Source organism: Streptomyces sp. SID5785, from assembly GCF_009870065.1.
GTDB lineage: Bacteria > Actinomycetota > Actinomycetes > Streptomycetales > Streptomycetaceae > Streptomyces.
Genome location: NZ_WWIA01000975.1, coordinates 1 through 13,215 on the forward strand (window position 1 = coordinate 1; position 13,215 = coordinate 13,215).

Genomic DNA, 13,215 nt, shown 5'->3' on the forward strand with positions numbered 1-13,215 from the left:
TCCACCGTCGTCAGCCCGCCGAGCTCGGCGCGCAGCGGCCGGCCGAGCGGCGTCACCGCGCCGGCCGCGCGCGAGCGGTCCCGGCAGTGGAAGGCCAGCTCGCACGCGGCCAGGCACTCCGGTGCGTAGGTCGCGGGGACCGACTCGACGGCCGCGGTGAGCTCCGCCGGGGGCAGGTCGGGGTCGAAGGCGGTGCCGGGCGGGAGCTGCGCCGCGATGTCCTCGATGCGGGTGAGCCGGTCCAGCTGGCGGCGGGTCACGGCGAGCTGCTTGCGCACGTCGACCGCCGACGCCGCGGGCAGGTTCGAGAAGTCCTTGGGGCACACGAGCACGATCCGGTCGTGGACCCGGGCGGGCGTGCCGGGCAGCCGGTCCGCGACCTGGCGCAGGGCCAGCACGTACACGGCGGCCTGCCGGGCCGCCGCGCCGACCTTCGCCGCGTCCGCCGCGCCGTCGATCATCGGGAACGACTTGATCTCGACGACCGTCCAGCTCCCGTCCGGGTGCACGACCACGGCGTCCGGCTCCAGGTACGCCGGGCTGCCCGCGACGTCGAGCGCGAGCATCGGGTGGTCGAGGAACGTCCAGGTGCCGGGGGACTCGACCGCCTCGCGCAGCGCCAGCGCGGTGCGCGCCGTGCGGCCCTGCGGTCCGGCCGCCGCCAGGTCGGGCGCCGCGACGCGCTCGGCGACGGGCTCCGGGGCGTCCGCCGCCCCGACCCGCTCGTGCACCAGGCGCAGCAGCCGGGCGCCGCCGTCCGCCTTGACCCGTGCCTCGAAGACATTGCCCCGGGCCAGCGCGAACTGGGACTGGCCGAACGCCGAGGGCGCCCCCAGCGCGTCCGCGAGGAGCGCCTTGTCGACGCCCGCGCCGTCCAGGAGGGCGCGGCGGCTGCACCCCGGGTTCGCCGCGAGGGCGGCCAGGGCGCGGGCGTCCAGCGGACGCGGCGGACGGTCCGGGCCGCGCAGCTCAGCGAGCTGGTGCCGCAGCCCCGTCACCGGTGTCGTGGGACGGGGCGCCCTTGCGCTGTCGGGGAATTCGCTCACCCGGCGAAGTCTGGCACTCTCCACTGACAATCGAGGAACGAGTGGCGGAAGGGGCGGCGGACGTGCCGCCCGCGAGCACCGCGCCCACCCGGTCCCTGATGCGCGCGGCGACCCGCATGACCGGCTTCGTGAGCAGCAGGCCCGCGCCCATCACGGCGGCACCGGCGAGCGCGTCGAAGAAGTAGTGGTTGGCGGTGCCCATCACCACGATCGTCGTGATCAGCGGATAGGCGACGGCGGCGGCCTTCGCGTACGGGGTGCGGCCGTTGCGCCACAGCATCACGCCGCACCACAGCGCCCAGCCGACGTGCAGGCTGGGCATCGCCGCGTACTGGTTCGTCATCCCGCCCATGCCCTTGGGTGCGCTGGCGGCGCCGCCCCACCAGCCGTACGAGCTGTACTGGGCCATGGTGTCGACGAAGCCGTAGCCGTGCGCGAGCAGGCGCGGGGGACAGGTCGGCAGGAGCGTGAAGCCGATCAGGCCGATGAGCGTGGAGGTCATCAGCCAGGTGCGGGCCGCGCGGTAGAGGTGGGCGCGGCGGCGGAACATCCAGATCAGGACGGCCGGCGTGACGACGTAGTGCAGCGAGGCGTACCAGAAGTCGGCGGGGACGCCGATCCAGGCCTCACGGGTGAACAGACGGTTGAGCGGGTTCTCCAGGTTCAGGCGGACGGCCTTCTCGGCCCGGAGGATCGACACGCCGTGGTCGACGGCGGTGCTCACGTCACCGCGGGCCAGCAGCCGCCCCGCCGAGTAGGCCCCGTACACCAGGATGATCAGCGGCAGCTCGGTCCACCAGCGCAGCCGCGCCCCCGGTATGTCCCCGGTGCGAACTGCGTCGACGTCGGTCTGCGACATGCGGGCCGCTCCCCCTCTTCCTCGATCGGCGGCCTCCGGCCACTCGGTCACCCTACGGCGTGGTCGGCGCCTTTGGGGGGTGACCCCTGACCCTCGTAGACGCGAGGATCCGGTGACGGGTTGCCCCGCGGGCGGGTCCGGGCGGTGCTGCGCGATGATGGACGGGGCGGGCCTGCCCGTTCGCCCCCCGGTCCACCTCGACGACATCTGCCCTCCCGCTCCCGCCGTGAAAGGTCCCCGCATGGCACCGCGCATCCTGTTGGCCCGGCACGGACAGACCGAATGGTCCCTGTCCGGCCGCCATACCGGCAGGACGGACATTCCGCTCCTCGAGGAGGGCCGGCGCGGCGCGAAGCTGCTCGGCGAGCGGCTGCACCACGCCCCGTACGGCGGGCTGCCCGGCGTCGAGGTGCGCACCTCGCCCCTGGTGCGGGCGAGCGAGACCTGTGAGCTGGCCGGCTTCGGCGAGCGGGCCACGCCGTGGGACGCGCTGATGGAGTGGGACTACGGCGCCTACGAGGGCCTCACCCCGGCCCAGATCCAGGAGCTGCGGCCCGGCTGGTTCATCTGGCGCGACGGGGTGCCCGACGGGGAGACGCTCGCGCAGGTGACGGCGCGGGCCGACGAGGTCGTGGCGTGGGCGCGCAGCGCGGACCGGGACGTGCTGGTGTTCGCGCACGGGCATGTGCTGCGGTCGATCGGGGCGCGCTGGCTCGGGCTGCCGCTGGACTTCGCGGCGCGGATCCGGCTGAACCCGACGTCCCTGTCGGTGCTCGGCTGGGCGTACGGGGAGCCGGCGATCGAGTCCTGGAACGAGACGGGCCACCTCGCGGGGGGCTGAGCCGCGGCGCCCGGGGCGGCACCCCGGCCGCGGGCCCGGGTCAGACCCGGGCGGCCGACTGCGCCTCCAGGAACGCGCCCACGCCCGCGTCGCGCTGGTGCGGCAGCAGCACGCGCGCCGTCGTGGCGAGCATCGCCTCGATCCGCGACGAGCGCACGTCCCGCAGCAGCGCGAGCGCCCGCGCCCCCTCGTCCGCCGCCTCGTCCGGGCGTCCCGCCCGCGCCAGGTCGTCCGCGACCTCCGCCGTGTACAGCGCGATGTTCCGCGTGAAGTGCGGGTCCTGGAGGGCGACCGAGCGCCGCGCGTGCCGGGCCGCCCGCCCCCAGGCGCCGAGCGCCGACCAGCACTGCGACTCGAGGCCCTCCAGCTCCGCCTCGCCGTAGAACGACATCCACTCCGGGTCCGCGTCCGTCGTCCCCCGAGCGAACAGGGCCTGTCCGCGGGCCAGCGATCGCTCGCACGCCCGCCGGTCGCCGAGCCCCGCCCAGCCGCCCGCCTCCCGCAGCGCGAGCAGCGAGAGGAGCCGGGGCGAGCCGAGCCGGCCGGCCAGCCGGGCGGCGGCCTGCGCGGCCCGCACGGCCTCCCGCGGCCGGCCCGCGTCCCGGGCCAGGAACGCCGTGTTGCAGAACGCGTGCGCCTCCAGCGCCTCGTCCCCCGCCATCCGGGCCGTGGCCAGCGCCTCCGCGTAGTGCGAGCGGGCGTCGTCGAAGCGGCCCGAGTCGTGGGCCAGCCAGCCCACGGAGATGGCGAGTTCACCGGCGCCGGTCTGCAGCCGCCGGATGTCCTCCGGCGGCGCGCCGCCCGCGTCGAGCAGTTCGAACGCGGTCCGCAGGGGCGCCGCCGCGCGCCGGTACAGGCCGTCGGCGCCGTGCCGGTCGTCGAGCAGCCGGATCCGGCGGATCGCTTCTTCCACTGCGCCGACCCCGGCCCGTGCGGGGTGCCGCTCCAGCGGGGCGTCCTGCGCCGCGCTGCCGAGCGGGACGCCGAAGGGCGTCAGGGCGGCGACGGCCACGGTGGCCGTCGAGCCGGTCATGCCGGTCATGAATGCGCGACGCCGCACGTCGCTCTCCTCGTGGTGCGGGTACTCGTGGTGCGGGTACGCGTGGGGTGGGTGGTCGTGTCGTGGTGCGGGGTCGTGCGCCGCCGGGTCGTGCGGGGCGGCCGGTTCCGGACGGGCGGCCCGGCCGCGCACCGCGGAGCGCGGCGCGAAGCCCAGGTCCGTCAGCGACCGGCCGGGGAACATGTGCAGGAACACCCGCTCGTAGGCGTAGTTGGGGCAGCGGATCTCGCCGGCCTCCACGCGTCCGATGTAGCGCGCGTCGCAGCTGACCCGCTCGTCGATCTCGCGCGCCGCGCGGCGCACCGCGGCGGCGAACTCGCCCGGGGAGCGCTGTCCGCGCAGTTCCCGGAAGGCGAGGTTCGGCCGCGGGGTCTGCGGCGCCGGGGCGTTCGAGAGATACGGCGACGAGCTCATGGGCGGGTCCTCCCGTGCGAACCGTGCCGGGCGGCGGGGGATCGTCGGACGGGCGCATGCCCCGCACCGCTCGACCCCCTCGTCCCGGCGAGGCTCGAAGGTACCGTCCGTCACGACGACGACACGCTGTGTTTGGCTACAAACCGGATATCTCACCCGACATCTGCCATGAACTGCCATCCTTTGCGGCGGCATGGCGCCGTAGCTGTTGACACGGGGACGGCGTTGAACCATGCGGCGTATCCCCACGAACCAGGAGGGGCCGAGGTGTTGGACGCGGCACAGCCCATGACGTCGGTACAGCCCATGACGTCGACGGCACGGCACAGGCCGACCGAGGAGCACAGCGAGCCACCGCCCGGCGCGTGCGACCTCGTCACGGTCCCGGCCCGGCAGGGTCTCGAGGCGGTCGACATCCTGCGCCGCGGCCGCGCCGAGCCGGTCGGCCCCGTGCTGCACGACGGCGGCTGCGACACCCTCGGCTTCCTCGTCCCGCCCGGCACCGCCGACGGCTGGGACGTCCCCGGCAGCGCGTGTACGGGGACCGAGGGCCGCGGCGCCGCCCTGGCGCCGCCCGACGAGGGCGCCGACTGGCTGCTGCCGCCGGAGGACGACACCGCCGGTCTCGTCACCGACCCGGCCGTCCTGCGCGCCGCCCTCGACGAGGCGGCCCGGCTGATCGAGGCGGCCGACAGCCACCGCTGAGCCGCCCCGCTCCGGGCGGCGGATAATGGCCGGATGGCGAGGTCACGCGGCAAGCAGGGGCGCAAGGGCGACGGAGGCGGACGGTCCGGGCGCGAGGCCGTCGTGGAGAGCGTGGACGGAGGGCTCGCCGAGCTCATACCCGACCGGGACCGGCCCGCCGGATGGACACTCCTGATCGACGGGGCGCCCCAGTCCCACGTGGACCTCGACGACCCCGCCCACCTCTCCTTCGAGTACCAGCGCCGCATCGGGCACGTCATCGACCTGGCCGCCGGCCCCGGGCGCCCCGTCCACGCCGTGCACCTGGGCGGCGGCGCCCTCACCCTGGCGCGCTACGTCGCCGCGACCCGGCCCCGCTCCACCCAGCAGGTCGTCGAGCGCGACGGCCCGCTCGTCCAACTCGTGCGCACCGCGCTGCCGTTGGACCCCGGCGCGCGGATCAGGGTGCGCACCGCCGACGCGCGCGAGGCGCTCGCCAAGCTGCCCGACGACTGGGCGGACCTGCTCGTCGCGGACGTGTTCAGCGGGGCCCGCACCCCCGCCCACCTGACCAGCACGGAGTTCCTGGCCGAGGTGCGGCGCGTGCTGCGGCCCGCCGGGACGTACGTGGCCAACCTCGCCGACGGCCCGCCCCTGGCCCACCTGCGCGGGCAGCTCGCCACCGCCGCGGCCGTCTTCCCCGAACTGGCCCTGATCGCCGACCCGACGGTGCTGCGCGGCAAGCGGTTCGGGAACGCGGTCCTGGTGGCGTCCGCGGCGCCGCTGCCGGTCGCCGAGCTGACCCGGCGCGCGGCCGGCGATCCGCACCCGGGGCGCGTCGAGCACGGTCGCGCCGTGCTCGACTTCGCGGGCGGTGCGGCCGCCGTGACCGACGCCTCGGCGAAGGCGTCCCCGGCGCCGCCGGCCTCCGTGTTCCGCTGACCAGGCGCCCGGCGCTCAGTAGTCGGCGACCTCGACCGTCGGGGCGTGGTCGTGCCACGTGCAGAACACCGACACCCGGTCCGCCCCCGAGGTGAACTCGACGCGGATCCACGTCGTCTGCTTCCACACCTGCACCGACCAGCCCGCGTCCGGCGTCGCCGTCAGCAGCGTCGCCGACGACGTCCCCAGGTCGAACACGGCCCGGCCGCCCGCCGTCGCGTAGCTCTTCACGTTCCCGGAGGAGGCCGCGTCCGGCGCCGACGTGCGGGGCTTCGGGGGTGCGGTGCGGTGCGGCGACGGCGTCGACCCCGACCGCCCCGGCTTCACCGACGGGGACGCGGACGCCGAGCGGGACGGCGACGGCTCCGGTCGGTGCGTGGAGGAGGACAGCGGCGGCGCCGAGGCCGAGGCGCCCGCGGCGACCGGCAGCGCCCGCGGCGGGTCGTAGACGGTCCCCGCCATCACGGTGTGCACGCCCCACCACGACAGCGTCACGGAGGCGCCCGTCGCGAGCAGCCACGCCACCGAGTGCACCAGCCCGCGGCGCACGGCGCGCGGCTCTCCCGGGGTGTCCGGGGCCCGCGCCGGCGCGGGCGGCGACGGCGGTGGCGCGGCAGGCTTCGATGGCATCGCGGGCCATACTGCACCACCCGCGCCGCCCCTGTCCCGCGTGCCCCGGGAGAGGACCGGGATCGCCCGGATGGCGTACGGTGCCGCCCATGGCAAGTGTGCTCGTGGTCGAGGACGACCAGTTCGTACGCTCGGCCCTCATCCGGCATCTGACCGACGCCGCCCACACGGTGCGCAGTGTCGGCACGGCCCTGGAGGCGCTGCGCGAGGTCGCCCATCTCCGGTTCGACGTCGTGATCCTCGACCTCGGGCTGCCCGATCTGGACGGGGCCGAGGCGCTGAAGATGCTGCGCGGCATCACGGACGTACCGGTCATCATCGCGACCGCCCGCGACGACGAGTCCGAGATCGTCCGGCTGCTCAACGACGGAGCCGACGACTACCTCACCAAGCCGTTCTCGCCCGAGCACCTGTCCGCGCGCATGGCCGCCGTGCTGCGCCGCTCCCGGGGCAGCGCCCAGGCCGAGCCGCCCTCGCGCGTCATCCGGGTCGGCGGCCTGTCCGTCGACCCGCTGCGCCGGCAGGCCGAGCTGGACGGGACGCCGCTCGACCTGACCCGCCGCGAGTTCGACCTGCTCGCGTTCCTCGCCGGCCGCCCCGGCGTCGTCGTCCCCCGCAAGGAACTGCTCGCCGAGGTGTGGCAGCAGAGCTACGGGGACGACCAGACCATCGACGTCCACCTGTCGTGGCTGCGCCGCAAACTCGGCGAGACGGCCGCCCGCCCGCGCTACCTGCACACGCTGCGCGGTGTCGGCGTGAAGCTCGAACCCCCGCGCCCGGAGCCCGCCCCGTGAGGTGGGCGCTGGTCAAGGTGTGTCTGGCGGTGACGACGATGGTCGTCGTGGCGTTCGCCGTGCCGCTCGGCCTCGTCATCAAGGAGATGGCACGCGACCGGGCGTTCTCCAACGCGGAGCGCACCGCCGCCGGTCTCGGCCCCACCCTGTCCATCACCTCCAACCGCGACCAGCTGGCCCGCGCTCTGGCCGCCGCGCAGACCGGCGGCGAGGACCGCATGTCGGTCTACGTCCCGGCCGACGGCGACAACCCGGAGATCCGGCTCGGCCGGCTGCGCGTCGACGCGGACCGGCTCGACGGCATCCGGCAGGCCAGGACCGCGGACGTGCCCGGCGGCTCGGTGTGGCTGCAGCCGATCGGGATCAGCACCGCGAAGATCGCCGTCGTCGAGGTCTACGTGCCCGAGAGCGAGGTCACCAACGGCGTGACGACCGCCTGGATCGTCCTGGCCGGCGTCGGCATCGCCCTGATCATCGGCTCCGTCGCGGTCGCGGACCGGCTCGGGGTGCGCATGGTGCAGCCCGCGCAGCGGCTCGTCGGCGCCGCGCACGAGCTGGGGGACGGACGGCTCGGGGCGCGGGTGCCGGAGGACGGGCCGAGCGAACTGCGGCTCGCCGCCGTCGCGTTCAACTCCATGGCCGACCAGGTGGTCCAGCTCCTGGCCAACGAGCGGGAGCTCGCCGCCGATCTGTCGCACCGGCTGCGCACCCCGCTGACCGTGCTCCGGCTCAACGCGGCCTCGCTCGGCGACGGGCCCGCCGCCGAGCAGACCCGGACGGCCGTCGAGCAGCTGGAGCGCGAGGTCGACACCATCATCCGTACCGCCCGCGACGCCAAGCCGCAGACCGCGGCCGCCGGACCCGGCGCGGGCTGCGACGCCGCCGAGGTGATCCGCGAGCGGATGGACTTCTGGTCGGCGCTCGCCGAGGACGAGGCCCGCAAGGTCCGGGTCGCCGGGATCGACCGGCCGGTCCGTATCCCGGTGGCGCGCGGTGAGCTGGCCGCGGCCATGGACGCCCTGCTCGGCAACGTCTTCCGGCACACCCCCGAGGGCACCGCGTTCGCCGTCGACGTGCACAGCGGCGAGGACGCCGTCATCGTCCTCGTCTCGGACGCGGGGCCGGGCATCGCGGATCCGGAGGCCGCCATGGCGCGCGGCGCGGGATCGGGCAGCGACGGGTCGACCGGGCTCGGCCTGGACATCGTGCGCCGGCTCGCCGAGTCGACGGGCGGCGACGTCCGTATCGGCGCGTCCGTGCTCGGCGGCACCGAGGTGCGGATCTGGGTGGGGACCGACCAGCGGCGGGCGGTGCCACACGGCCGGCGCGGTCACCGGGGCCGCGAACGCAGGGGACTGGTCTCGACCTTTAACCGGTCCCGATCCCTCCCTTAAGCCAACTTTAAGATCACCAACCCCGTTCCCTGTTGCCCGAATTGAGCGATTCCGGATCGCTAGCGTGCTGCCCGCACCCCCACAACCCCCGTACAGCTAAGGCAGGCACGCGATGAGCAGCACGCACCGGCGCAGGATCAGCGGCAGGAACAAGGCGATAGGCGGCGTCGTCGCCGCGGCCGTCGTGGGCGGCGGCGCCTTCCTCTTCGCCTCCAGCGCGTCGGCCGCCTCGGTGGGCGCCTCCTTCACGAAGACCAGCAGCTGGGAAGGCGGCTACACCGGCCAGTACGTCGTCACGAACAGCACCGACACGGCGCAGTCCGACTGGACGCTCGAGTTCGACCTGCCGGCCGGCACCGAGCTGGGCTCGCTGTGGAACGCGGAGTCGAAGGTCTCCGGGCGGCACGTCACCGTGACGCCCGCCGCCTGGGACAAGCAGGGCCTCGCCCCCGGGAAGTCCGTCACGGTCGGCTTCGTCGTCACCGGCGACGCCGCCCCCACGTCCTGTCTCATCGACGACGCCACGTGCTCGGTGGACGACGGCGCGACCCCCGAGCCGTCCGGCCGCCCGACCGGTTCCACGGCCCCGAGCCCGGACCCGACCGGATCCGCCTCCGCGCCCGCCTCCCCGTCCGCGTCCGAGACGGCGACCTCGAAGCCGTCCCCGAGCGGCAGCAGCGGCTCGGGCTCCGGCACCGCGGCGGGCGCCGGCTTCGCGCCGTACGTCGACACGTCGCTGTACCCCAAGTTCGACCTGGTGGGCTCGTCCAAGGCGTCCGGCGTCAAGGAGTACAACCTCGCCTTCGTCACCTCCGGCGGCTCCTGCTCCCCGAAGTGGGGCGGCGTGACCGACCTCGGCAGCGACGAGGTCGCCGCGCAGATCGGCGACCTGCGCTCCGCGGGCGGCGACGTCCGCGTCTCGTTCGGCGGCGCCTCCGGCACCGAACTCGCCCTCGCCTGCTCCTCCGCGGGCGACCTCGCCGCCGCCTACCAGAAGGTCATCGACCAGTTCGACCTCACCAAGGTCGACTTCGATATCGAGGGCGGCGCGCTGCCCGACACGGCCGCCAACACCAAGCGCGCCGAGGCCATCGCGACACTCCAGAAGAACAACCCGGACCTCAACGTGTCCTTCACGCTGCCGGTCATGCCCGAGGGCCTCACCTCGGACGGTGTGAACTTCCTGAAGAACGCCAAGGACAACGGCGTCTCCGCCGACCTCGTCAACATCATGGCGATGGACTACGGGGCCTCCTACAGCGGCGACATGGGCGACTACGCCGAGCAGGCCGCCACCGCGACCCAGGCCCAGATCAAGTCCGCGCTCGGGCTGTCCGACGCGGCCGCCTGGAAGGCCGTCGCGATCACCCCGATGATCGGCGTCAACGACGTCGCGTCCGAGGTCTTCACGGTCGAGGACGCCACGCAGCTGGTCTCGTTCGCCGAGGAGAAGGGCCTGGGCGGCCTGTCGATGTGGTCCGCGACCCGCGACAAGCAGTGCGAGGGCGGCGCCTCGAACTCGGCCCAGCCGACGTGCAGTTCGATCGAGCAGTCCGCGAACGCCTTCCAGAAGGCCTTCGTCGCCTTCGACTGACCGGGCCGTCCGCCGACGCGCCGAACCGCCACCCGGAACCATCACCCAGAACCATCACCCAGAACCAACACCCACGGGGGAACGAGCCCCGGCCGGAACCGACCCCCCACCCGGCCGGGGCTCCTGCCGTCTCAGCCGCGGCTCGCGCGCCACTCCTCCGCGTAGTCGTCGAAGATCGCGCGCAGATGGTGGCCGATCTTCAGATAGTCCAGGTCGTCCAGGTTCGCGAGCGAGACCCGCACCGACCACTGGGGGCCCTCGAAGCCACCGCCGTTGAGAAGCACCACACCCGTCTGCGCGGCCAGCCGGAACAGCGGGTCGATCGGCTCGTAGCTCCGCTCCAGATACGCCGCGAAGTCCTTGCCGTGCTCCAGCTCCGCCTGCGCCATCAGGTCCAGTTCGATGTAGTAGCCGGCCCGGTGGGCGTCGTCGGCGATCTTCATCCGGGCGCCCTCCAGAAGCAGTTCGAGCCGCTGCCGGACGATCCCGCGGATCCGCTCCTTGTACGCCTGGCCCTCCTCCAGCAGGTCGAACAGGGAGAACAGGCTCAGCATGACCTGCTGGGGCAGCGACAGGCCCGCCGTGTGGTTGAGCGCGACCTGGCGCGAGTCGGCGACCAGCCGGTCGATGAACCGGATCTTCTCCGGCTCCAGCGTCAGCGTCCCGTACCGCTTGGCGAGGCGCGCCTTCTCCCCGGCGGGCAGGGCGGCGATCATCTCGTCGATCACGTTGTCGTCGTGCAGCCCGATGACGCCGAGCCGCCATCCGGTGCAGCCGTAGTGCTTGGAGTACGAGTAGACCAGCAGCGTGTTGCGCGGCAGGTCCGCCGCGACGGACCGGAAGCCCTCCACGAACGTCCCGTACACGTCGTCGGTGACGATGAGGAGATTCGGGTTCTTCGTCGCCACGATGTCCTTGATCTGGTCCGCGACGCGCTGCGACAGAGCCAGGGACGGCGGGTTGGACGGGTTGACCAGGCACACGAGCTTGATCGCCGGGTCCTCGAGCTTGGCGACCTCCTCCGGCGGGTAGCGCCACTCGCGCACCCCCGCCTCGGCGAACAGGCTGGCCTCGACGTAGGTCACGTCGAACTCGTAGGTGTCGAGCTCGGGGATCTCGATGTACGGCGTGAACACCGGCACCATGAGCGCGATCCTGTCGCCCTTGTGCAGGATCCCGTTCTTCATCAGCGAGTCGAAGATGTAGCACATGGCGGCTGTGCCGCCCTCCGTCGCGAAGTACGAGAAGTCCCCGGGCGGCGGCGCACCGTCGAACATCTCCCGCGCGACGTACCCGCGCACGATCTCCTGGGTGTGGTGCAGGATGCGGTCCGGCACCGGGTAGGTGTCGCCGACCGAGCTGTCGGTCAGCTCGTGCACGAACGCGTCCTTGTCGAAGCCGAACCGCTGGATGCCCAATTGCACACACTGCGCCAGCAGTTCGATGCCGGGCAGGTCCGGGTGGCGCCGCACGAACGTGTCGAAGCGCTCGTAGGACCCGGCGAGCTCGGGCATCCCGCCCAGGTTGTCGGCCGTCCACACCCGCCGGGACTCCTCCAGGGAGAAGTAGCCGAGCGCGTAGAAGGCCTCCCGCGGTCCGGTCGCCGTCCAGTTCGGGTTGCCGCGACCCGCGTTGAGCATCTGGACGCTCGACTTGCCCTTCTGCCCGGGCAGATCCTCCTGGACCCGCTCCGCGAGCTCGATGAAGACGTTCTTCAGCTCGAACGGCGACAACTGCGCGTACTGCTGGATCTGTTCGCGGGTGAGCGTCGTCTTGGGCACGGTGTCATCCTTACGTGGGGCCGTACGGGGGCCTTGCCTGGGCTGCTCCGGACGCGTCCGGCCGTCCCTCAGTGGCCCAGGACACCGACGAGCACCGGGCCCGTCAGCGGCAGCAGGAAGTTCGAGAGGGCGTACGTGATCGTGTAGCCGAGCATCGGGACCGACGACTGGGCCACCTGGGTGACCGCGGTGATCGCGGGGGTGGAGCACTGCTGGCCCGCGATCGCGCCGATCAGGAGCGGCTTCTCGATCCTGAGGAGCTTGAGTCCGACGAAGAGGGAGATCGTCGCGGGGATCAGCACCATCGCGATCCCGGCGAACGGCAGCAGCGCGCCGTACTCCTTCAGGAGCGGCCAGGCCTGCGGCCCCGAGACCAGGCCCGTGCAGGCGATGAACACCGCGAGGCCCATGTCCTTGATGGTCGTGGCGGCCTGCGGCGGGAAGGCGCCGAAGGTCTGCGACCGCGAGCGGAACCAGCCGAAGAGCAGCCCGGAGATGAGGCAGCCGCCGCCGGTGCCCAGCGACATCGGCACGTCGCCGAACTTGACGACGACCTGCCCGAGCAGCGAACCGGCCGCGATGCCGAGCCCGAGGTAGATGAAGTCGGTGGCGTCGTTCTTCACCACGGAGCCGAGCCGGGCGACCAGCTTGGTCAGGCCCGAGCGGGCACCGACCAGGGTGAGCACGTCGCCGCGGTGCACGACGGTGTCCCCGGTGGCGGGCAGGTCCTGGTCGTTGCGCGTGACGTCCGTGATGTACACGCCGTCGGTCAGGAACTCGGGGTTCTCCGCCTGGATCCGGTCGATGGTCTTGCCGTCGTTGGACTTGTCCGTGACCGACACCTGCCGGGTGGCCAGCGGCGAGTCGAGGCCCGGCACGCCCGGCGTCTCCGGGCCGATGAGCCGGCCCGCCTCGATCGTGTTCGCCCGCCGTCCGACCACGAGCACCAGGTCGGACAGGGTCAGCTCGAGATCGGGCGTCGGGGTGAGGAGCCTGCTGCCGCGCTTGACCGACTCCACGGTGATCCGCTCCTCGAGCGCGGACTCCAGGCTGCCCACGGTCCGCCCGTCGGCGGTCGTCACCAGATAGGTGCGCCCGACCGTGCCCGGCAGGGCCGGCCGCTCGTCCGCCTCGAGGCTGCCCTTGCTGCGGGTGCGTTCCCACAGGTCACGGGCA

At 73.6% G+C, this 13,215-nt stretch carries 12 protein-coding genes; 6 read left to right on the forward strand and 6 right to left on the reverse strand.

Annotation, left to right across the window (positions count from 1 at the left end; translation table 11 throughout):
• Together GTW43_RS31690 and GTW43_RS31695 are read right to left on the reverse strand one after the other, a co-directional pair.
• The coding region (locus GTW43_RS31690; protein WP_343246178.1) for a hypothetical protein at positions 1–1,046 on the reverse strand (1,046 nt) is incomplete at its 3' end.
• Positions 970–1,905 carry a phosphatase PAP2 family protein gene (locus tag GTW43_RS31695; RefSeq protein ID WP_161305423.1) on the reverse strand — a complete coding sequence of 312 codons (936 nt, stop codon included), beginning with the start codon at positions 1,903–1,905 and terminating at the stop codon, positions 970–972. The genes GTW43_RS31690 and GTW43_RS31695, both read right to left, overlap by 77 nt.
• Positions 1,906–2,146: 241 nt before the next feature.
• Here GTW43_RS31695 and GTW43_RS31700 point away from each other — a divergent pair, with 241 nt between their 5' ends.
• Positions 2,147–2,746: a histidine phosphatase family protein gene (locus tag GTW43_RS31700; protein ID WP_161305424.1), complete on the forward strand. Its 600-nt coding sequence runs from the start codon at positions 2,147–2,149 to the stop codon at positions 2,744–2,746.
• 40 nt (positions 2,747–2,786) lie between these two features.
• On the opposite strand, the gene GTW43_RS31705 is transcribed toward GTW43_RS31700, so the two are convergent.
• The gene (locus GTW43_RS31705; RefSeq protein ID WP_161305425.1) at positions 2,787–4,220 is read right to left on the reverse strand and encodes a tetratricopeptide repeat protein; all 1,434 of its coding nucleotides are present in this window, start codon (positions 4,218–4,220) and stop codon (positions 2,787–2,789) included.
• Positions 4,221–4,526: 306 nt separating this feature from the next.
• Between GTW43_RS31705 and GTW43_RS31710 the strand changes: the two genes are divergently transcribed.
• Both GTW43_RS31710 and GTW43_RS31715 read left to right on the forward strand, forming a co-directional pair.
• On the forward strand, positions 4,527–4,925 hold the full coding sequence (locus GTW43_RS31710) for a hypothetical protein (protein WP_237536836.1): 399 nt from the start codon (positions 4,527–4,529) through the stop codon (positions 4,923–4,925).
• Between the two features lie 33 nt (positions 4,926–4,958).
• Positions 4,959–5,846 carry a fused MFS/spermidine synthase gene (locus tag GTW43_RS31715; protein ID WP_161304597.1) on the forward strand — a complete coding sequence of 296 codons (888 nt, stop codon included), beginning with the start codon at positions 4,959–4,961 and terminating at the stop codon, positions 5,844–5,846.
• Positions 5,847–5,861: 15 nt separating this feature from the next.
• Here the strand turns inward: GTW43_RS31715 and GTW43_RS31720 are convergent, their stop codons facing one another.
• Positions 5,862–6,395, reverse strand: coding sequence for a hypothetical protein (locus GTW43_RS31720; protein ID WP_161304598.1), 534 nt, complete (start codon positions 6,393–6,395; stop codon positions 5,862–5,864).
• Between the two features lie 170 nt (positions 6,396–6,565).
• Between GTW43_RS31720 and GTW43_RS31725 the strand changes: the two genes are divergently transcribed.
• From GTW43_RS31725 to GTW43_RS31735, 3 genes are all read left to right on the forward strand, one after another.
• A complete protein-coding gene (locus GTW43_RS31725) occupies positions 6,566–7,270 on the forward strand; it encodes a response regulator transcription factor (RefSeq protein WP_161304596.1) in 705 nt (234 codons plus the stop codon).
• Positions 7,267–8,664 carry a HAMP domain-containing sensor histidine kinase gene (locus tag GTW43_RS31730; RefSeq protein WP_161304595.1) on the forward strand — a complete coding sequence of 466 codons (1,398 nt, stop codon included), beginning with the start codon at positions 7,267–7,269 and terminating at the stop codon, positions 8,662–8,664. Before GTW43_RS31725 ends, GTW43_RS31730 begins: the two co-directional genes overlap by 4 nt.
• A 112-nt stretch (positions 8,665–8,776) precedes the next feature.
• A complete protein-coding gene (locus GTW43_RS31735) occupies positions 8,777–10,258 on the forward strand; it encodes a cellulose binding domain-containing protein (protein WP_161304594.1) in 1,482 nt (493 codons plus the stop codon).
• Between the two features lie 131 nt (positions 10,259–10,389).
• Here GTW43_RS31735 and GTW43_RS31740 read toward each other — a convergent pair whose 3' ends face one another.
• Positions 10,390–12,039 carry a bifunctional aspartate transaminase/aspartate 4-decarboxylase gene (locus GTW43_RS31740; protein WP_161304593.1) on the reverse strand — a complete coding sequence of 550 codons (1,650 nt, stop codon included), beginning with the start codon at positions 12,037–12,039 and terminating at the stop codon, positions 10,390–10,392.
• Positions 12,040–12,107: 68 nt separating this feature from the next.
• Positions 12,108–13,215, reverse strand: a 1,108-nt coding sequence (locus tag GTW43_RS31745) for a TrkA C-terminal domain-containing protein (RefSeq protein WP_161305426.1), incomplete at its 5' end; no start/stop codon positions are given.

Excerpts from the sequence above, each read along its gene's own strand:
- GTW43_RS31695 (WP_161305423.1), bottom strand. The coding sequence starts at position 1,905 with ATGTCGCAGACCGACGTCGACGCAGTTCGCACCGGGGACATACCGGGG.
- GTW43_RS31700 (WP_161305424.1), top strand. The coding sequence starts at position 2,147 with ATGGCACCGCGCATCCTGTTGGCCCGGCACGGACAGACCGAATGGTCC.
- GTW43_RS31705 (WP_161305425.1), bottom strand. The coding sequence starts at position 4,220 with ATGAGCTCGTCGCCGTATCTCTCGAACGCCCCGGCGCCGCAGACCCCG.
- GTW43_RS31710 (WP_237536836.1), top strand. The coding sequence starts at position 4,527 with ATGACGTCGACGGCACGGCACAGGCCGACCGAGGAGCACAGCGAGCCA.
- GTW43_RS31715 (WP_161304597.1), top strand. The coding sequence starts at position 4,959 with ATGGCGAGGTCACGCGGCAAGCAGGGGCGCAAGGGCGACGGAGGCGGA.
- GTW43_RS31725 (WP_161304596.1), top strand. The coding sequence starts at position 6,566 with ATGGCAAGTGTGCTCGTGGTCGAGGACGACCAGTTCGTACGCTCGGCC.
- GTW43_RS31735 (WP_161304594.1), top strand. The coding sequence starts at position 8,777 with ATGAGCAGCACGCACCGGCGCAGGATCAGCGGCAGGAACAAGGCGATA.